A 19,605-nucleotide genomic window follows, 5' to 3' on the forward strand; every position below is an offset into this window, starting at 1 on the left:
CGGTGGCCAGATCGCATCCTTACGGTAAAAAGGCCTCGTGGATGCGCATCCACGAGGCCACGGGCTATGAAGCTTCCGTATTAGAACTCGACCCTGGCGTGGAACTGTGCCAGACGAGGATTGGTTAACAGCTTGGTCGCATTTCCAAAGTTATTTGGGCTACCAATACTGGAGGAAACGGATTGCGCGTCAAAACGCACGCTATTTGTAACGTTGAACAGTTCAATTCCAGCCTTGACCTTCAAACGTTCAGTCAAGGAAAACGCCTTCTCCAAACCGGCGTCCTCCTGGAAGAATCCATCGCCACGAAGCGGATTTCTGGTTCCGGAGCCTCCCGGCAGAGTGAAATCAAATGCTGCGAGGACCGCTGCAGGATTGGCAAACTGCTGTTGCAGCTTTCCGCGCCCGCCGGGGATTTTTCCGATCTGTGTCGCAAAGCCCTGGATATCGTAGTTTGTCGGATAGTTGCTTCCGTTGTTGACGCCGAAGGGAAGTCCACTGGTCCAGCGAACGATTCCTGTTGTCTGCCAGCCGCCGATCAGCATATCGGTAAGCCGGCCGACCGAGAAAGCAAACCGCTGTCCTCGGCCAAACGGTAATTTCCAAATGTAGTTGGCATTGATTTGATGCCTTAGATCGAAGTCCGAGGGCCCATAGAGCTGGTTCGGGTTCCATGTGTTGAAGATCTGAGCATTATTGATGCCTCCCGACGATCCAAGCCTCTCCGCTTGTGAGGTTGAGTCCAGCGATTTGGAGTAGGTGTAGTTAAAATCAGCCTGTAAACCCAATCCGACCTGCTGCCGATACGTTGCCTGCAGAGCGTTATAGTTCGAATTGCCAATCGATCTCCACGCGTAGAGCGCTGAGAATTGATCGTGGTAGAAACGGTTCGACGGATACGCCCCGTCCGGATTGATTCCGGCTTCAGTTGCCGCATCCGCCATATCCAGGGCATAGAGTGCGTTGGCTTCGTTGTAGATGTTCTGCTGATAGAGCTGGTAGATGTTTTGTGTGGCCGTAAAGCCGGGACCAAACCCGATGTCCTTCCCATTCAGCGCACCGAACAGTTGTTGCCAGTAAGCGATGGGTTGAACCGTCGAGACATCCACTCCGTTGGCGTCGTTAGCGCGCGCCATCTTCGACATCTCGGCTGCTGCCGCAAAGTAAGTGGTTCCCGCGGCTGCCAGGTTCGTCGGCATGGCTACATCTTCCTGCTCCAGCAGGCGATGAGCGAAGCGTCCAACGTACGTTAGTTCCAGTGAAGCTTTGTTATGAATCTGTCGCGAGATTGAAAAGTCTACGACATGAGCATAGGGAGTCTTGACTGCGGAGTCCTGCGACCAATAGATCGCTCCGCTGGTAGGGCCGCTTTGTACGGGAATGCCAGGGAAACCGATCTTCGGCGGAGCTGGCAGCAGGCTTTGGGGAACGTTGTTGACCCCGGTGAATCGTGGCGCATCTCCAATCTTTAAAGCGCCGGCGCTGGTTTGCAGTGTTGTCGCAAGGCCGAACGATCCCTCGTTGACGAAGTTGTCCACAATTGCCGCACCGAAGTGGTCGAACACTAGCGAATATCCTGCGCGGATGCTGCTCTGTCCGTTCCCCAGAATCTTGTTCCAGACTCCTGACGAAGGATTCGGAGAAAAGGCGAGCGCGAACCGTGGACTGAAGTTTGTTTTCTCTGGCGTCCAATAGTCCGGTTTTCCGTTGTAACGGCCGTTCAGCGGGAAGCCAAGTTCTCCGGCTCCGCTGACGGACTGCCCGATGGCAGCCAGTTGACCGCTCTGATTGACATAATCGGTCAATGAAAAATTCCCTGGTGCGCAGGCGTCATTCACGATCCGGCATACGCCGACTTGCGTTCCGGAGGTCTCGGCGGGGACCTGCAGATAGGAGTACCTCAATCCAAAGGTCAGTGTCAGGGTGCTGAGCGCCTTCCAGCTGTCCTGCGCATAAAACTCATACTCGTTCCAGCGGTAGTCGCGAGCGACGGGAGCGCCTACGGGAAGCGTCGATCCGTCCTTCGTTGTGTTGTAGGTAACGTTTCCTACATTGATGATTCCTGCGATGCCCATCAGGCTGCCGTTGTAATTACCCCAGTATTTGCTGGAGACAGCAGGAAGACTAAAGGCTCCCGGATCGAAGGGGCCACCTCCCCCAGCAATCTTTGCTGGATTCAGGTACTGATAGGTCCCTGTGGCATTCGAATAGGAGAGCGCGTTGCTCGATGTACGCGTCTCGATGAAGCGGATGTTCGTGCCGAACGCCAGGTTGTGGTTATGCTTCGTCCAGGTGAGATTGTCGACCAGGTTATACACCGGAGCGATCGTCGAATTGGATGAGGTTGTTGGGATGAGCGAAGTAATACTCTGCAAAGTCACATAGGGTCCAGACAGAAGACCTTTATTGCTGTATCCCTGGCGGGTAAGACCAAAGGCGAGATTGTTCACGAGGCTATTGCTCAGCAGTTCGGTATAGCCAGCGGCGAACCCCTTGCTGTTTGTCAGCAGAGTATTTGAGCCGGGTTGTCCCGGAAACTTCGGGCCGTCAGGCTCGGTGTCGTTCTGCATGTTTCCGCGCCAGAAGAGCGTGTGCTTTCCATTGCCTTTGATGTCCCAATCGAGGCGCCCGGTATAGGCGTTATAGCTGCGCTTGGTGACATACGAAAAGCTGTACCCTTCGTTGTTTAGCTTGTCGCCTACAGTCGGGTTGTTTGCTGCAGGATATGTCTTCAGTAGATCCAGGACTGCGGAATTGACTCCAATCCCCTGGGGGTCCATAGCTTTCAGATCGGCAGGGGACAGGGTATAGACCATGAGGTTCCCTTCCGGATGACAACGTGCATCGGAGCTATCTGCGCAGACGTACTTCAGGTTGCCTTGGCGGAAGCTATCCGTTGGAACGGTTGTGCCATTCGAAGTGAAGCCTTGCGTATCGCGACGACCCTCATAGTTCAGGAAGAAGAATGCTTTCTGTTGCTTGATCGGACCGCCAACAGAGGCACCAAAAACGTTGCGGATCAACTTTAGAGGAACATTGGGTTGTCCATTGTTCAGCTGCGTTTGCTTGTTGAAGAAGTCATTTGCGTGAAAGAGGTTGTTGCGGTTGTAGGCATAGACCGAACCGTGAAAGGCGTTGCTTCCGCTGCGGGTTACGAGTGCGACCTGAGCGCCAGAGGAGCGGCCATCCTGCGCATTCGGATTGCTGGTCGTGACGCGGAACTCGCCGACCGCATCCTGCGATACGCGCAACACACTGGTAAACGCATAGCCATTGTTGATGTCGTTGACGTCAATGCCGTCGAGAGTAATGTTGGATTGATCTGAGCGCCCACCATTGATTGCTCCGCTTCGAGAGTCGCTGCCATTGTTTCCGTTCGAGGTCGTACCTGTGTTGTTGTCTGTACGACCTATGAACGTGATGCCCGGTTGCAGGCTCAGCAGATCGGGAACATTTCGCGCTTCGCTCGGCAGATTGACGATCTGTTGCTGAGTAAAGGCAATGCCCAGCGTTGCGTCCGTCGTGTTCAACATCGGCTGAATGTCGGCGCTTACGGTTACATCGGACGAGACCGAAGCCACGCTCAAAACGACGTTGATCGTCGCGGGCTGGCTCACCAGAAGCTCGATGCCAGTTCTCTTCTGTGTGGCAAACCCCTGCGAGGTAACGGTCAATTCGTAACGACCTGGAGCCAGGAGTGAAAACTGGTATTCGCCGCTGTTATTGGTTTTCCCGGATCGAGATAATCCAGTCGTGGTGCGGGTAAGTTTGATGTCCGCTCCGGGAATGACTGCGCCAGCAGCATCGGTTACGCGCCCGCCCAGGGAGGTGCTTGCCTGGGACCAGGCAAACGGGGTGAAAAGGAAGAGCAACCAAACGAGAGAAATTCGCAAAGTGTACTTCAGAGTCATACGGACGAACCCTTTCTTGAACAGACGGGAGTTCAGGAATAGGCATGGCCGTTCCTGAGAATGCATTCCACCAACTTTGATTTCGTGAGTTACCGGTAACTTTGAGTCAGCAAAATTATTACCCGAAATGTGCCTGGGGATATCAGTATTTTTTTAATCGTTTATGATTTTTTTGCATAACCGTCGAATCGACGACCTTTACTTCCTGGATAATCCACTGAACGAAGGCTGCTGCAAGGGGTGAGGAGGCCTTCGCCTCGGGCAGCACTACGTAATAAGAGTTTGCACTCCGAAGGGGGTGTGCAAAGAGGGGGATCAGTTTGCCGGAAGCCAGCTCCTCTTCGATGAGGAGCTTTGGCAAAAGCGCCACTCCCAACCCACAGATTGCCGCTTGCGCGATCATCCCGAATTGCTCAAATCGAGGACCTCGAAGTGGATGTGAATTCTCGATTCCCATGATTTTGAACCATTCCGCCCACGCCTCGGTACGGGTGGATTGATGTAGCAAAACCGTGCGAGCCAAATCGGCAGGTTTCTTGATGCGCTGTGCCGTTTCGAACGTTGGACTACAAACCGGAACGGTATCTTCATCCATAAGGTGGTAGGCCACGGTACCCGGCCAATTTGTCGATCCATAGTGAATTGCAGCGTCAAAAGGCTCAACATCAAAATCGAACTGCTCAGACCGCGCCGAAAAATTTACCGTAACGTCGGGATGTTGTCGTAGAAAACCCGGCAGTCGTGGGACTAGCCACCGGGTTCCAAACGTTGGAAGAACGGCCAGGTTGAGCAGGCTGGCACTTCCTCCACACGCCATGATCCGGCTGGTAGAACCCTTCAGGTCGATCAGGACCCTGATTACGTCTTTGAGATAGAGTTTTCCAGCATCGGTGATGACCATCCGTTGGCGCACTCGTTCAAACAACGCAACATCTAACAATTGTTCGAGCTGGTGGATCTGACGGCTCACGGCGCTCTGCGTGAGGTTTAACTCGATCGATGCGCGAGAGACACTCCCATGTCTCGCCACACTCTCAAAAGACTGCAGGCAGGCAATCGATGGAAGCGAGGTCATGTCTCCCCTCCTCAAGGCAATCATGCTTAAGACGCATGAAGTGTTGAAAGCATAGCATTTTACATTTCGATAAAACGAAGCGATAACTGGTTGCAGATAGTGATTTACCGCGATCGAAAAGGTGGAGAAATGATGCAACCTGTGCATGGCGGAACTTTACAAACGATTCTTGATCGATCCATTGGCTCTGAACGGACAGCGCGACTATTTCAAGTTCTCGTGATTGATCTCGCGCTCATGGAGGATTCAGCACAGCGAGCTTCAAGAGCAATTCTTGCGCAGGCTCTGAATATGCTCCTCTTCGAGGACCTATTGGAACGCGTTCCTGCAGCCAAAACCTATGTGGAGCACTGCCTTAGTCACGGCAAAACCGTTATGCACGATCACGGAGCGGTTCGTACGATCGCCATGTCAGGTATGGGAGATCTTCCTGCAGGAGAAGAGTCGATCGCCCGGATCCTGCGCCCACTTGGTTATGCTCTTAACGGGGTTTATCCATTAGAACGGTTGCGCATGACAGGACGTTCCTATGCTCAGGTCGACTTTCCGGAAGAGATTGCTCAGTTTTTCATCAGCGAACTTCATCCCGAACGCTTTTCTGCGGAGTTTCAGGCTGCTCTGAAACACATTGTGACGACATCAACCAATCCGCTGACTCCTGAAGCGAAGGGCCTTTTAGAAGAGCTGGAATCTTCGCACTCATTGAACGTAGATCAGGCTGTCGTACTTCTGCCCGTGCTCGTCTCCTGCTTCGGACGTCAGCATAAGGAAGTTACGCTTGCTGACTATGAAATACTCCTGGCGGAATCGGCTGAGGCGGCATGGATCTCAACCGAGGGGAATGCATTCAATCATGCTACAGATCGCGTTGAAGATGTCGATCAGTTGGCGTCCGAACAGAAGGCTTTAGGACAACCGATGAAGGCTGTCGTTGAAACCTCGCAATCTGGCCGAGTGCGCCAGACGGCATTCCGTGCAGCACAGGTATCCAGAACATTTCGGATGTCCGACGGAAGCCCCCTGGAGAAGGAGGTTCCCGGATCTTTTCTTGAATTTATTACTCGTCTTCCACTTCCTGAAGAAGGCGCAGGGAAAAGGCGGTTAGACTTGAGCTTCGATAGTTCCAATGCACAGGCTATTTTCAAGATGACTTCGGCTGCAAAGTCATAACTTATTGATCACATCGCAAAAAGCTGCGAGGGAGAGTCTCTCGCGACTGATATGTAGATTACAGTGGATAAACTCCCAACTCACGCAGGCCGCCACCGCGCTGGGGCTGGATCATTCCTCCGCTGGTGCGTACGGTAAGAACCCCGCCGTTGATGACAGCAACGTGATCGATGTAGGTCATAGTTGTCGACGGAAAACGCCTGATTTGATGTGAACGAGCAAGATTACCGGTGGGGATGATTTTCTGAAGACCCGTGGACTATTTCTATCCTCGGCGCCGTTTCGTAGACTCGCCAGAATCCCGGTAGATTTCAATCGCTTATGGGCTTGGCAACAGTTATTGCAACGTCATATTGAACGTTGTCGACGCCGTGATCGACAAGTTCACTGAATCGGTGCCTGTCAGCTTGAATGTGTAACTCATAGGCTGTGTCTGCGGAGGAGTGGGATTGTTATTGTTACCACCCGTTCCGCTACTTCCACTGCCTCCGCATCCCGTCAGTCCTGCGCTCAGAAACAGCGCCACTGTTATCACCCCCAACAGGCTCATGAATCTTCTCCGCCGCTTCATTCCTAGCGTTCCAAAGATCACAAGTCCCGCGTATATTGTGCCTGCTGGCAGGTCTCGTCTTTGCGTATGATCTGCTCCAATACTTGCTTGTGTAGCCTGCACGGCAATCCGAGCCTGTGGCTGAACATTGCTGCACGCCGACCCCATGCCCATCTTCAGCTGCGTCGTGACCGTACCGTTTACTAGCAATGGGGTAATCCAATAGCATCCCGAAAGCTGTGGCGCACCCGGCGATGCAGCTGTTGCGCTCAGCGACCAGACGACTCTGCCGTTGTATCCACCGGTCGGAGTCACTGTAACCTGCGTCAGCGCTGTGGAGTTATTGGCGACTGAGATGTTTGGCACGCTCAGCGTCATCGAGCCGGTTGCACTGATGCTTCCCACTGTTAGCGAGAGAGCGCGTGCCACCGGTGCATGGGTCGCATCGCCGGAATAAGTTACGGTAAGCACATGCGATCCAGCAGTGGTTGGCGCAGTGACAGCATAAGACGCTGTGTATGAGTTGGCTCCACTGCTCGTCGATGGAATCTGCAAAGCCGTAGGAGAGATTGCTCCGTCAAAAGAGATCGTGATAGTACCCGCGTAATTCCCCGCATTCGTGTTGCTGTTTACAGGCTGCAGGGTGATCGATACAGGAACCTGCTGGCCAGGCGTCGCCGAATAAGACAGTCCGCCACTAATACCTGCAGCAATGGCAGTCAGTCTCATGCTGGTAGCCACCAGACTCGCTGATGGACCTAATGGCCAGACAGCAGACAGAGCGTTGAAGTCCACGCTTCCCAGACCTGTTACCGGGTCGTACCCTACCCCTGCCATATAGCTCGATTGCCCTGCCGAGGAACACATGCTTGCCCCGGCGGTACATGCATTTGTTCCCATGGTGATGTCATGGAATGCCGAGGCATACGTTGTCGCATTACTCGCCAGGTTGTAAAGTGTCGGATTAATGTTTCCCAATCCAGTCGCGTTCTTCGACTGATTGAGGATTGCGAGATAACCAGCGAAGATTGGTGCTGCGAAACTCGTTCCTCCGGCAGTCGTGTACGATCCATTACTGCCTTTGAGTCCATTGTTGCAACTGGACGACTGCCCTGATTCTGCCACGAGAAATGGATCGCTCGTACATAGAATGAATCCCGGACTTTTAGAGGACGACTGAAACGAGACATCTGGTAGAAGGCGGTTTGAACCCGATGGAATGCCTGGAACGCCACTTTGCCAGTTTGGTCGGGGGTAGTAGCTGCTGATTCCTCCTCCTCCGGCAGAGATTCTGCTCGTTGTTCCTTCGTTCCAGGCGACCTCTGGCACATAAGTGAGTAATGAACCCGTCAGGTCTAGGCTTCCAGCGCTCTGCCAATAAGTCCCCGCGTTCGCCCCAAAGGTTCCTGGCGCCATCTGGGTTCCCCCTATTGCCGTCACATAAGGGCTGCTTGCCGGAAAGCTGACAGAAAGAGCCTGCTGTTGAGCCGTAGTTGCTGCGCTATATCGTGCGCACTCGGTAGATCCGCTATCGCCGCTGGAGGCGACCAGAGTTTGGCCTTGCGCTGCCGCTTCCGCGAACAGCGAATTCGCTTGGAGCAAGGTGCTTTGACTCAATGCAAGCTCGCACGATCCATAACTGATGCTTACTATAGGCGCAATGTTTTCTGTAATGGCATATGCAAGCGAGTCGAAGACGTTGAAGTTCTGGTTTGATCCGACATACACCAGGAAGATATCTGCTTTTGGGGCAATTCCTGAGGCGTACTCGATGTCAATCTCCGATTCCCCTTGATCTCCCCATGAGACTGCATTCACCCCTGAGCCCGGAACCAGGACTGGCGTTACGTTTACCCCCAAACCCAGGCTCCCAAAGAAGTTGGTTAACTGCACCGACCCAAGGTTCACATACGATTGCCCTACCACGGCTATTCTCTGGCCATCGCCATACCAGTTCTTCTGATAGAGCGGAGTCAGGTTGTACATCGTCGCAATATCTTTTGGCGTCAGGAAGTGTTGTTGCCCGGAAGCTGAAGTTAAATTGGGCTGCACAGTGTCCCGTGTGATTACGTAAGCCTTTGGCCGAAAGTCCGATAGATGGAGCACTGCCGCTGTCATAGGGGCAAGCTGAGCTGGCAGGCTCAAGTCATTCGCGGGAGCGAAGTGCATCTCTTCATCCACGCGATACTTCCGCAATTCCGCTCCGAATGCCGCTTGCGCCTGCGCCGCTGTACCCGAAAACGTAATCCGGTCGCGGCTTCGCGCCACGCTTTCTACGTGAAACCCTTGTGCTGTCAGCCATGCCTCGGTTGCGGCAAGGTCCTGATCGGCTACTCCAAACCGCCCCGCAAATTCATCCGGCGTCAGCCATCGGTGATACAGCGGCGATGCCGGGTCCTGCTGCGCTATCAGCAAGCTCTGCAGCGCAGCCTCTTGCTCCTCCGACCGTTGAAAGACCAACGTCATGCCCGGCACCTGAGTCGTTGGAGCCAGAGCGCCCGCATCCCGCGCATCCTCTGCGAGTGGCGTGCGCGAATGAGCCAACGTTATCCGTTCCGACTTGTCGATTGGACCGCGCAGCCTAGCTACAGGCCGCTGCCCGAATCCAGATATCTCAAGAACCAAAACCAAAGCAAAGAAAGACACAAAACGGCAGAACAACTTCACAAGGGCCCCCAAAGAGACACATGTATCCTCCGAATCTCGAGGCATCCAGTGGTGGATATGTGCAAAAAAGTCTATCAAACGAGCAGTGGCTATTTTCCGATGCAGAAGCTGGAAAAGATCAGGTGCAGGATGTCATCGGCAGTAGTCGCACCCGTTAGGCGGTCCAAGGCAGAGAGCGCCTCGTAGAGATCCAGCAGGATCATTTCATGCGGAATGCTTGCACGAACTGCGGCGACTGCGTGTTCCAATGCGGCAAGCGTGTCCAGAACCGCTTGTCGTTGCCGCAGATTTGTAACCAGCGCCGTCTCCTGAGGGGGCGTACCCTTTGTGGCGATTTTAAGAATCGCCTGGCGAAGCTCCGCGATGCCTTCGCCAGTTGTGGCAGAGGTTCGCACGACGCGCGCTGAGGTTGGCAGAGGGATTTTGATCGCTCCAAGGTCACACTTATTTGCTGCCACCAGCATCGGTCTGTCAGCAATAGAGGCGATGGTCGCCGTGTCCTCGGGATGAATCTCGGAAGCACCGTCGACAACCATGAGTACAAGGTCAGCCTCGGCGATCGCCTCGCGCGATTTGGTGATTCCGATCGTTTCGGCCTCGTCGATCGCTTCGCGCAGACCGGCGGTATCGATGAGCTCGGCTGGAATTCCCTCCATCGAAACGCGCTCGGTCACCAGATCCCGTGTGGTTCCCGGGGTCGCCGTTACGATGGCGCGGTCGCGTTCGACCAGCCGGTTGAAGAGCGAAGATTTGCCGACGTTGGGACGTCCTACAATCGCGAGTCGTAGCCCATCATGTACCAGCCTGCCATAGCCGAAGCTACGTTCCAGCTCGCGCAGCGGAGATTCGATCAGCTGGAGCCGCGTGATAATTCCCTCTGCGGCCATGGTTTCAATATCGTCCTCGGCAAAGTCCACGCCTGCCTCAAGACCGGCGATCAGGCCGATGAGCCGCTCCTTGATGGGAGCGACTTTGCGCGATAGCGCGCCGCCTAACTGCTGGGCTGCGATGCGTGCCTGGTGCAGCGTTGAAGCATCAATCAGATCGCGTACTGCCTCTGCTTGAGTCAGATCCAGACGGCCTGAGAGGAATGCGCGCTCGGTAAACTCTCCCGGTTGAGCCAGCCGCGCACCCGCTTTTAACGATTGTTCCACCGCGTAGTTCAGCAACACCGGCGAGCCATGCATGGCTATCTCGACTACGTCCTCAGCGGTGTACGAATGCGGAGCGGCGAAGAAGGTGACAACGATCTCGTCCAACACATCGCCAGCTAAGTCGATCATGTGCCCAAACCGCGCTCTCCCAGCCTCCAAAGGCCGTGCCAGCTGGACCATGCTCTCGGCGATTGTCTGTGCGCGGCTGCCGGAGAGACGTACGATACCGATTCCGCCCCGACCGGGGGGAGTCGAGATGGCCACAATGGTGTCCTCGAAGAGGCGCCCTGGCGTGTCTGGAGTGTGCTGGTGCATAAGGAAAGTATGTCAGAGCGGAGGTTGATATTTACAAAGTAGTAGGCAGTGGTAGGACATCTTGCATAGAATGGCGACGTCGCCTTTTCCGACAAACCTGCTCAACCAAGATGAGGTCAAAGATGCGTTTGAATATTGTGCTTACTGGTTGTCTCCTACTTGGCGCCCTCCAGGCCGGCGCACAGGAAAGCTATTTTACTAACTGGCCGGCAGGGACCAGCCCGCAGGAAGTGGGCAAGCATCTGTCTGACCACTTTGTGGCCAGTCCGCATCAGTACACCAAGACGATTCACTACTCGGAGGTATGCACGTGGTATGGAGCACTCCGTTATGCCGAGCTGACGCATGACACTGCCCTTCGCGATCAGTTGATCAAGAAATTCGAGCCGCTGATGCCTGGTGGAGCCGAGGCTGAGCGTCGCCCTGTTCGTCATCACGTTGACGACTCCATCTTTGGCGTTGTGCCGCTGGAGATTGCGCGCGAAACCAAAGATGAGAAGTTCCTCAAGGAAGGCGTGTGGTGGGCTGACCGTCAATGGGAGAATCCGCAGCCCGATGGTCTTTCGGCCGAAACTCGTTACTGGATCGACGACATGTACATGCTCACCATGTTGCAGCTGGAGGCTTATCGCGCTACAGGAGATAAAAAATATCTCGATCGCGATGCCAAAGAGATGGTGGCTTATCTTGACAAGTTGCAGCAACCGAACGGTCTCTTCTATCACGCACCGGACGTGAAGTACTTCTGGGGGCGTGGAGATGGATGGGTTGCGGCTGGCATGGCCGAGATGCTGAGCGAGCTGCCAGAGAACCATCCCGATCGCGCCCGCATTATGAAGGGCTACAAGCTTATGATGTCCTCTCTGCTCAAGTACCAAGGCAAAGACGGCATGTGGCGTCAGTTGATCGACAAGGACGATGCATGGCCGGAGAGTTCCTCGTCAGCTATGTTCGCCTATGGCATGATCATGGGCGTCAAGCATGGCTGGCTCGATGCGAAGACCTATGGCCCGGCGGCTCGCAAGGCATGGATCGCTGTCGTGGGTTATGTCGATCAGAACTATGACGTGACCCAGGTATGTGAAGGTACAGGCAAGAAGGACTCGCTCGAGTACTACTACCAGCGCAAGCGCCGCACGGGAGACTTCCATGGCCAGGCGCCAGTGCTGTGGTCTGCTACGGCACTGTTGCAGGATGGTGTGAAGTAGGGCTGATTGTTTGTCAGATGATTCATGCCAATCAACACATACGCACTATGCAAATGGTCTTCTCTGCTTTGCTATCATTAACCCGAGGCAAAATAAGCAGCCTTGAGCAACCTCTCCGAGCCTTTGCAAGCTGCTGACAAAGTACTGGGAAGCTCTCGTGGAGAGGGTGAGAAGGCTGCCCCAGCCTAGCGGATTTTGCTTTCGAAACGGCGTGGATTCAAGAGTGTCATATCTTTCTAGCGCACATGGTTTTGTGGATTGGATCGAATGCGAACAAATGAGAATATTCTTGGTGCAGCCATATGGCTGCGGGTAATCTCATTCGCGCTGAGGTAAGATCATTCTAAAACACAGAATGATTGCGTTGTGTGATTTGCTGGGGGCTTGTTACAACACATCGAATGCTTTCACACTTTGCATGTTTCGAGGAGAGATTGGTTCATGGAAGGTAGACCTACATCTTTGGTAACTGGTGGTGCCGGATTTATCGGGTCGCACGTTGCCGACCATCTAGTCCAAATGGGACATGATGTCGTGGTGCTTGATGACTTAACAGGAGGCTTTCGTGAAAATGTGTCTTCGGCAAGTCAATTTGTTGAAGGTTCGATCCTCGATCACGATCTAATAGATCGTCTTTTCGAGAAGCATTCTTTTGACTACGTTTACCACATGGCGGCCTACGCGGCCGAAGGGTTGAGTCATTTCATCAAAAGATTCAATTACAACAACAACCTCATCGGCTCCGTAAACCTGATTAATGCCTCGATCAACCACAGCGTAAAGCGCTTCGTCTTTGCCTCATCGATTGCAGTCTATGGTGCGGGGCAGAGTCCAATGAGCGAGGATATGATGCCGGTGCCTGAAGATTCCTACGGAATTTCCAAGCTGGCCGTGGAACAGGAACTGCGTGTGAGCCATGACATGTTTGGTCTCGATTATGTTATTTTTCGGCCTCACAATGTATACGGAGAGCGGCAGAATATTGGCGACCGGTATCGCAATGTCGTTGGAATCTTTATGAACCAACTTCTCCGTGGTGAGCCCATGACGATTTTTGGGGACGGGACGCAGCAACGTGCATTCACGCACATTGATGATGTCGCACCGATCATCGCCGCATCCGTCGATTTCCCAGCAGCGCGCAACCAGATATTCAATGTTGGTGCCGACGTGCCGTATACCGTCAACGAACTTGCGGAAGTGGTTGCACAGGCAATGGGAAAGCCTTGCGATATCAACTATCTTGACGCTCGCAATGAAGTTAAGATTGCATTCTCCGATCACTCGAAGGCGGAACAGATGTTCGGTAAGCGCTCCAAGACTACATTGTTGGAAGGTGTGCGCTCCATGGCCGAATGGGTACGTGAGCATGGCGCTCGGGAAAGCAACATTTTCGAGGGAATCGAAGTGACCAGGAAAATGCCGGCAAGCTGGGCTAAGGTTGCTTCAGTTAAGGTTTGAAGCCAAGGGAGCTGATCCGATGGTTGATTGTTCCATCTCGATTCTGACGAAGAATGAAGGTCCAAATATCGGGCCTTGTCTAGAGGCGGTCTTTTCTCAGAAAGGCGTTGGCGAGTTCGAGGTTCTTTTAGTGGACTCCGGCTCAACCGATGACACTCTAAAGATCGCAAGCCAATTCCCTATTCGGATTGAGCAGATTCGCCCGGAAGAGTTTCACCACGCACGTACCCGAAACTTTGCCGCGAATCTGGGAACTGGCAGGATCATCGTAAACCTTTCGGGCGATGCGCTTCCTGCATCGGACTTCTGGCTTAAAGAACTGCTGGACAATTTCAACGATCCAGGCGTGGGGGCCGTCTACGGTCGTCAGCTGCCCAAGCCGGGCTCTCCGACAGAGCGGCATGATACATACGACAGGATTTACGGCGATAAGAAGATTGTGAAGGACCCGGCTCATCGCAATGAGGTGGGCTACCGGTTCTATCATTTTTCTGATGTTAATTCGGCGCTTCGTCGAAGCATGTGGGAGAAGATTCCCTATCCGGAAGAGTTCAAGACGTTTGAGGACTTAGCCATTGCCAAGCGCATTCTGGATGCTGGCTGGAAGATTGTGTACGAGCCTAATGCGCCGGTCTATCATTCACACCATTACACTTCGGCGCAGTTGGTCAAACGATATTTTGATATTGGCTACACACTCAAGCAATTGGGAATCTGGGAGGCTTCGGGGACCCGATCCTCCTTGCTGCAGGATTTGGGTAAATTGCTGTCAAAGCAGCTTGGCCATCGCAAGGCAGCGGATTCCGTCCGCCGGGCTCCTGGGGACGTGGGACGAAGTCTCGCCAAAAGCGCAGGGCTTCTCCTTGGACTCAATCAGCGGTTTCTGCCGATGGCCCTGAAGCGCCGCTTGAGCTCTTATCGGGTGTACGACACTCTGTAACTCCGCGACGATTCCATCCTCGGATTTAACGCTCAAGATCCTGATATACAGGCGCTATGCCGACAATCGAGTCTCTGCCAGCCGCGTTTTGTAGGTGCCACCTATTTGACGGAGGTTCGCTGAATTCAGATATCTTTCGGGGATTGTAGGGATTGTACTGGAGTGGCGTTGGTGTCCTTGGACGAATGATTGATGTGGCTCCGGGAATTCTCAGACATGCCGAAGCGAATTGGTGTGGGGCAAGAACCTGCGATGGCGTGGTTGTCGCGATTAGAGGCGGAGGCTCGATGCTGTACTTTGAGCTTCGTGATTATCGGCACAAACCGGAATTCCTGTGGGTTGAGGAGCAATGGAATGAGTTGTGGAAGTGTGCTCGAGCAGGATGAGAGTTAAAGGCTAAATACGGGATTCCTCCACCTCATTACCACCTACGATCCGAATGATATTACAGGGCGAATCTCCGATGCTGGTGCGGTAGTCTTGATAAGACGCTCATCGAGGAGCGATGGAGATGAGGGTTCAGGCGAACGGTGCCTGGCGTTCGGGAAGAGGAGATGATTCAGGCATGGAAACGAAGCAAAAAGATGCTGGCACACCGATTCTTGTGACTGGCGGCGCCGGATTTATTGGCTCGAACTTTGTGCTGGAATGGCTGGCCGCAGGTAAGGGTCCAGTGGTGAATCTCGATAAGCTAACGTATGCGGGCAATCACGAGAATCTGGTTACTGTGGAAGAGAGCCCGGCATACACTTTCATTCATGGCGACATCTGCGATGCTGCATTGGTTAAGGGGCTTCTGGAGAAGCACCGGCCGCGTGCGGTGGTTCACTTTGCGGCGGAGAGCCATGTGGACCGTTCCATTCATGGGCCAGAGGCGTTTCTGAGGACGAATATCGACGGTACCTTTACTCTGCTACAGGCGGCGCGGGCGTACTTCGGATCGCTAACGGGTGAGGAGCGAGACGGCTTCCGATTTTTGCATGTCTCGACCGATGAGGTTTACGGCACATTGGAACCGGAAGATCCGGCTTTTCATGAGGAGACACCGTATGCTCCAAACTCGCCTTATGCTGCTTCGAAGGCGGCGAGCGATCATCTTGTGCGGGCTTGGGTGCATACCTATGGGCTTCCGGCGATGATTACGAATTGTTCGAACAACTATGGGCCGTATCAGTTTCCGGAGAAGCTGATTCCGCTGATGATCGCGAATGCTCGTAAGGGCAAGCCTCTGCCGGTGTACGGTGATGGCCAGCAGGTGCGTGACTGGCTTTACGTGACAGATCATTGCCGTGCGCTGATGACGGTGCTGGAACGCGGCCAAGTGGGCGAGACCTACAATGTGGGCGGAGGAAATCAGCGCAGCAACCTTGAGGTGGTGACAACGCTTTGTGCATTACTGGATGAACTTTCGCCGGAGTCGCCACTCAAACCACATAAACAGCTGATCACGTACGTGGCAGACCGGCCAGGACATGATCGAAGATACGCGATCGATGCGCGGAAGCTCGAGGGTGAACTGGGGTGGAGAGCACAGGAGAGCTTTGAGACCGGCCTGCGCAAGACAGTGGAGTGGTATCTGGCGAATACAGCCTGGGTGGGGAGCGTGACCAGCGGAGCGTATCAGCAGTGGGTGAAACAGAACTATGGCACACGTGAAGGGATTGCTGCGGAGGAGACGCGATGAAGGGGATTATTCTCGCGGGCGGCTCGGGAACGCGGTTGCACCCTGTGACGCAGGCTGTTTCGAAGCAGTTGTTGCCGGTGTATGACAAACCGATGATCTATTACCCGCTTTCGGTGCTGCTGCTGGCAGGGATTCGCGAGATTCTGATCATCTCAACCCCACAGGACACCCCGCGATTTGAGCAGCTTCTGGGATCGGGAGAGCAGTGGGGGATTCACCTGGAGTATGCGGTTCAACCTTCTCCGGATGGACTGGCTCAGGCGTTTTTGATCGGCAAGAAATTTATCGCAGGAGAACCGTGTTGCCTAGCGTTGGGCGACAACATTTTCTACGGACACGACATGGTGAAGACGCTGCAATCAGCAGCAGCGAGCAAGAATGGTGCTACAGTGTTTGCCTATCCTGTGCTCGACCCAGAGCGCTATGGTGTGGTGGAGTTCGACGCGAATCGTAAGGCAATCTCGATTGAGGAGAAGCCTGCGAAACCGAAGTCTCGGTATGCGGTGACGGGAATCTACTTTTATGATTCGCAGGTAGTGGGGATTGCAGAGGGGCTGAAGCCCTCTCCGCGCGGCGAACTGGAGATTACGGATGTGAACCGTTGGTATCTGGAGCGCGGGCAACTGAAGACCGAAGTGCTGGGTCGCGGCATGGCATGGCTTGATACAGGTACACACGACTCGCTGCTCGAAGCGGCGACATTTATCCAGACAATCGAGAAGCGCCAGGGGTTGAAGGTGGCGTGCTTGGAGGAGATTGTTTATCGGTTGGGATATATCGATGAAACGCAGCTCAGCTCGTTGGCGAATGTGATGGGGAAGAGCAGCTATGGGCAATACCTGACGAGGCTGCTCTCGGAGCCGGTGTACTGAGGATGAGTGGACGGATTCTGCTGACAGGAGTGACGGGGCAGGTGGGGAGTGAGCTTGTCCGGATGCTGGCGCATCTGGGCGAGATTATTGCCCCTGGGCGAGTCGAATTGGATCTGGCGAATACAGCCTCACTACGTGAGAGGATTCGCGCAGTTCGCCCGAGGTGGATTGTGAATCCCGCGGCATATACCGCAGTAGACAAGGCAGAGAGTGAGCCAGAGCTGGCCTATGCGATTAACACTAAGGCTGTACAGGCAATAGGCGAGGAGGCTCGCGAGATCGGCGCGGGAGTGATTCACTTTTCGACCGATTATGTTTTTGCAGGCACCGGAACTGCGCCCTATGTAGAGACGGATACCACCGGGCCGGTAAGTGTCTATGGCGCGAGCAAGCTGGCAGGAGAGCAGGAGCTCGCCGCGACGGACGCAGGGTACATGATCTTTCGCACCAGCTGGGTCTATGGATCAACGGGGAAAAACTTTCTGCGGACGATTCTGAAGGCAGCACGCGAGCGAGACAGACTGCGAGTGGTGGCGGATCAGCACGGTGCTCCGACATGGAGCCGCGATCTGGCGCGGATGACGGCGCGGGTGATCGAGCGAGTGGAGAACCAGGCAGCGCAAAAGGGATGGGATAAGGCATTGCGGGAGTTCAGCGGAATCTATCATGCTGCGGGCACAGGAGAAACGACGTGGTTGGGATTTGCTGAGGAGGCGATCCGAAGAGAGCGAAAGCGTGATTCGGAAGCGAAGCTGGCTGAGTTGGATGCAATTTCGACGGCAGAGTATTCAACTCCAGCAAAACGACCCGCGAACTCGCGTCTGAATTGCGAAAAACTGGCGGAGAGATTTGGTTGGAAAATGATGGATTGGCGGGACTCCCTGGGCGAGGTGATGAAGGAGCTATGAGCGAGTTGCAGTTTGACCACATCGGCCTGGTGGTGAGTGATATGGCTGAGGGCAGGGAGTTCCTAGAAAGCATGTTTGGCCTCGACCGCTGGACAGAGGTCTTCGAGGACCCCGGTATTGGAGTTTATGTGCAGTTTGGGCGCACGGAAGAGGGGCCATGCTATGAGCTGATTGCTCCATTCGGAGAGGCCAGTCCGGTGGCAACGGCACTGAAGCGAGGGGTCAACATCCTGAACCATGTGGCTTATCTGACAGCTAACCTGGATAAAGATGCGAAGCGGTTGGAGGGGCAGGGCTCGATCATGGCGGGACCTCCGAAGCCTGCGGTGGCGTATGAGGGGGCGAGGGTCCAGTTCTGGATTACTCCGCAACGATTCATGGTGGAGCTGATTGAGGCTCCTGGACACCAGCACAGTTACAGGAAGCTTGGATGAGCAAAAAAGCACTGTTTCTGGATCGTGATGGAGTGGTAAATGTAGAGATCGGTTACCTGCATCGTATTGAGGATGTGAAGTTTATCCCGGGAATTTTTTCGCTGTGCAGAACCGCGATGCGGTTGGGATACCGGCTAGTGGTCGTGACCAACCAGGCAGGGATTGCGCGTGGGTTCTATACCGAAGCGGACTTTGAGCGGTTAATGTTCTGGATGAGAGGTGAGTTGCGCACCCAGGGGGTGGAATTGGACGCGGTTTATTACTGTCCGTATCACCCAGAACACGGCATTGGGAAGTTCAAGCGCGAGCATGAAGACCGGAAGCCTGGAATCGGCATGTTGAAGAGGGCAGAGCGAGAGTTTGGGGTTTCCCTGGCAGATAGTGTTCTGGTGGGGGATCGGTGTAGCGATATCGCGGCGGCGAATAAGGCCGAGCTGCTACAGGCATTCCTGGTCAGCGGGACCGAAGAGGCCCACTGTCAGGGTGACTACATCGAGATCCAGCAGCTCAGCGAGGTGGAGCAGTGGCTGACGGACAATTCAAGGTAAGTCGGCAGTAAGGAAAGTCCTACCTGCTGCATCCTTGTCGCTGACCGTAGGGGGAGTCCCGTCGAGGGTATCTAGGGGCCAGGTGATATTGAGGGTGGGGTCATTCCATAGGATGGATCGTTCGCCAGACGGAAAATAGGGATTCGTGGTCTTGTAAAGGACTTCTGCGGAGTCCGAGAGCACGAGAAAACCGTGGGCGAATCCCTCAGGAATCCAAAGAAGTTCGAGATTTCCAGCTTCGTTGCATGGCTTGAGGTGGAATCCTGCCCATTTGCCGAAGTCAGGGGAGTTACGACGGAGGTCTACGGCAATATCCCAGATGTGGCCGGAGAGGACACGGATAAGCTTTCCTTGGGGTTTACCGAGTTGGTAATGGAGTCCCCGGAGAACCCCTTTGAGGGAAAAAGACTGGTTATCCTGAACAAATTCAGAAGGAAGTCCTGCTTTAGAGAAGGAGGAAGTGTTGAAGACTTCTGTAAACCAGCCGCGACTATCGCCAAACCGACGGGGTTGAATTAACTTAACATCTTGCAGTGGTGTATCAAGGACCTGCATCTCACTAGTCTAGCCGATGAAAGAGCCGCATTAACCAGATGGTTAATTTAGAAAGTTTAGGCGGGCTATCCTAAAATAGATTGTAGTAGAACGAGATCCAGTGATTAGAATGAATGGGTTGTGACAGCTGAATAACTTTCCTACATCTGTCTG

15 protein-coding genes are annotated in these 19,605 nt (G+C 54.1%); 9 read left to right on the forward strand and 6 right to left on the reverse strand.

Annotated elements, in window-relative coordinates:
• Positions 1 to 80: 80 nt before the first annotated feature.
• Positions 81 to 3,893 (reverse strand): TonB-dependent receptor, encoded by a 3,813-nt coding sequence (locus tag H7846_RS02145; protein ID WP_186694890.1) that lies wholly within the window; start codon positions 3,891 to 3,893, stop codon positions 81 to 83.
• Between the two features lie 160 nt (positions 3,894 to 4,053).
• Positions 4,054 to 4,986: a LysR family transcriptional regulator gene (locus tag H7846_RS02150; protein ID WP_186694892.1), complete on the reverse strand. Its 933-nt coding sequence runs from the start codon at positions 4,984 to 4,986 to the stop codon at positions 4,054 to 4,056.
• A gap of 129 nt (positions 4,987 to 5,115) precedes the next feature.
• Here H7846_RS02150 and H7846_RS02155 point away from each other — a divergent pair, with 129 nt between their 5' ends.
• A complete protein-coding gene (locus H7846_RS02155) occupies positions 5,116 to 6,156 on the forward strand; it encodes a DUF1338 domain-containing protein (protein ID WP_255460792.1) in 1,041 nt (346 codons plus the stop codon).
• A gap of 58 nt (positions 6,157 to 6,214) precedes the next feature.
• Here H7846_RS02155 and H7846_RS17935 read toward each other — a convergent pair whose 3' ends face one another.
• The 3 genes from H7846_RS17935 to mnmE form a co-directional block, all read right to left on the reverse strand.
• A complete protein-coding gene (locus H7846_RS17935) occupies positions 6,215 to 6,337 on the reverse strand; it encodes a hypothetical protein (RefSeq protein ID WP_255460793.1) in 123 nt (40 codons plus the stop codon).
• Between the two features lie 156 nt (positions 6,338 to 6,493).
• Positions 6,494 to 9,250, reverse strand: coding sequence for a protease pro-enzyme activation domain-containing protein (locus H7846_RS02160; RefSeq protein WP_186694894.1), 2,757 nt, complete (start codon positions 9,248 to 9,250; stop codon positions 6,494 to 6,496).
• A 212-nt stretch (positions 9,251 to 9,462) separates the two neighbouring features.
• Positions 9,463 to 10,842 (reverse strand): tRNA uridine-5-carboxymethylaminomethyl(34) synthesis GTPase MnmE, encoded by a 1,380-nt coding sequence (mnmE, locus tag H7846_RS02165; RefSeq protein WP_186694896.1) that lies wholly within the window; start codon positions 10,840 to 10,842, stop codon positions 9,463 to 9,465.
• A 122-nt stretch (positions 10,843 to 10,964) separates the two neighbouring features.
• On the opposite strand from mnmE, the gene H7846_RS02170 reads away from it, so the two are divergent.
• From H7846_RS02170 to H7846_RS02205, 8 genes are all read left to right on the forward strand, one after another.
• The gene (locus H7846_RS02170) at positions 10,965 to 12,050 is read left to right on the forward strand and encodes a glycoside hydrolase family 88/105 protein (RefSeq protein ID WP_186694897.1); all 1,086 of its coding nucleotides are present in this window, start codon (positions 10,965 to 10,967) and stop codon (positions 12,048 to 12,050) included.
• A 441-nt stretch (positions 12,051 to 12,491) separates the two neighbouring features.
• On the forward strand, positions 12,492 to 13,511 hold the full coding sequence (locus tag H7846_RS02175; RefSeq protein ID WP_186694899.1) for an NAD-dependent epimerase/dehydratase family protein: 1,020 nt from the start codon (positions 12,492 to 12,494) through the stop codon (positions 13,509 to 13,511).
• Between the two features lie 19 nt (positions 13,512 to 13,530).
• Positions 13,531 to 14,451: a glycosyltransferase gene (locus H7846_RS02180; RefSeq protein WP_186694901.1), complete on the forward strand. Its 921-nt coding sequence runs from the start codon at positions 13,531 to 13,533 to the stop codon at positions 14,449 to 14,451.
• 565 nt (positions 14,452 to 15,016) lie between these two features.
• Positions 15,017 to 16,135, forward strand: coding sequence for a dTDP-glucose 4,6-dehydratase (gene rfbB, locus H7846_RS02185; RefSeq protein ID WP_186694903.1), 1,119 nt, complete (start codon positions 15,017 to 15,019; stop codon positions 16,133 to 16,135).
• Entirely contained in the window at positions 16,132 to 17,007 is an 876-nt protein-coding gene (gene rfbA, locus H7846_RS02190; RefSeq protein ID WP_186694905.1) for a glucose-1-phosphate thymidylyltransferase RfbA, read from the forward strand. The genes rfbB and rfbA overlap by 4 nt, the downstream gene beginning before the upstream one ends.
• 2 nt (positions 17,008 to 17,009) lie before the next feature.
• Positions 17,010 to 17,915 (forward strand): dTDP-4-dehydrorhamnose reductase, encoded by a 906-nt coding sequence (gene rfbD, locus H7846_RS02195; protein WP_186694907.1) that lies wholly within the window; start codon positions 17,010 to 17,012, stop codon positions 17,913 to 17,915.
• On the forward strand, positions 17,912 to 18,349 hold the full coding sequence (locus tag H7846_RS02200) for a VOC family protein (protein ID WP_222597536.1): 438 nt from the start codon (positions 17,912 to 17,914) through the stop codon (positions 18,347 to 18,349). The genes rfbD and H7846_RS02200 overlap by 4 nt, the downstream gene beginning before the upstream one ends.
• Positions 18,346 to 18,897 (forward strand): D-glycero-alpha-D-manno-heptose-1,7-bisphosphate 7-phosphatase, encoded by a 552-nt coding sequence (locus tag H7846_RS02205; protein ID WP_186694909.1) that lies wholly within the window; start codon positions 18,346 to 18,348, stop codon positions 18,895 to 18,897. The genes H7846_RS02200 and H7846_RS02205 overlap by 4 nt, the downstream gene beginning before the upstream one ends.
• Here the strand turns inward: H7846_RS02205 and rfbC are convergent.
• Positions 18,889 to 19,452, reverse strand: coding sequence for a dTDP-4-dehydrorhamnose 3,5-epimerase (gene rfbC, locus H7846_RS02210; RefSeq protein WP_186694911.1), 564 nt, complete (start codon positions 19,450 to 19,452; stop codon positions 18,889 to 18,891). The two genes, H7846_RS02205 and rfbC, sit on opposite strands and share 9 nt — an antisense overlap.
• Positions 19,453 to 19,605: the final 153 nt, after the last annotated feature.

It is taken from the genome of Edaphobacter sp. 4G125 (genome assembly GCF_014274685.1).
Classification (GTDB): domain Bacteria; phylum Acidobacteriota; class Terriglobia; order Terriglobales; family Acidobacteriaceae; genus Edaphobacter.

Bases quoted from the DNA above. Each gene is read 5' to 3' on its own strand.
- H7846_RS02150 (WP_186694892.1), bottom strand. From the start codon at position 4,986: ATGACCTCGCTTCCATCGATTGCCTGCCTGCAGTCTTTTGAGAGTGTG.
- rfbD (WP_186694907.1), top strand. From the start codon at position 17,010: ATGAGTGGACGGATTCTGCTGACAGGAGTGACGGGGCAGGTGGGGAGT.
- rfbA (WP_186694905.1), top strand. From the start codon at position 16,132: ATGAAGGGGATTATTCTCGCGGGCGGCTCGGGAACGCGGTTGCACCCT.
- H7846_RS02170 (WP_186694897.1), top strand. From the start codon at position 10,965: ATGCGTTTGAATATTGTGCTTACTGGTTGTCTCCTACTTGGCGCCCTC.
- rfbC (WP_186694911.1), bottom strand. From the start codon at position 19,452: ATGCAGGTCCTTGATACACCACTGCAAGATGTTAAGTTAATTCAACCC.
- H7846_RS02180 (WP_186694901.1), top strand. From the start codon at position 13,531: ATGGTTGATTGTTCCATCTCGATTCTGACGAAGAATGAAGGTCCAAAT.
- H7846_RS02200 (WP_222597536.1), top strand. From the start codon at position 17,912: ATGAGCGAGTTGCAGTTTGACCACATCGGCCTGGTGGTGAGTGATATG.
- H7846_RS02155 (WP_255460792.1), top strand. From the start codon at position 5,116: ATGATGCAACCTGTGCATGGCGGAACTTTACAAACGATTCTTGATCGA.
- rfbB (WP_186694903.1), top strand. From the start codon at position 15,017: ATGGAAACGAAGCAAAAAGATGCTGGCACACCGATTCTTGTGACTGGC.
- H7846_RS02175 (WP_186694899.1), top strand. From the start codon at position 12,492: ATGGAAGGTAGACCTACATCTTTGGTAACTGGTGGTGCCGGATTTATC.
- H7846_RS17935 (WP_255460793.1), bottom strand. From the start codon at position 6,337: ATGACCTACATCGATCACGTTGCTGTCATCAACGGCGGGGTTCTTACC.
- H7846_RS02205 (WP_186694909.1), top strand. From the start codon at position 18,346: ATGAGCAAAAAAGCACTGTTTCTGGATCGTGATGGAGTGGTAAATGTA.
- mnmE (WP_186694896.1), bottom strand. From the start codon at position 10,842: ATGCACCAGCACACTCCAGACACGCCAGGGCGCCTCTTCGAGGACACC.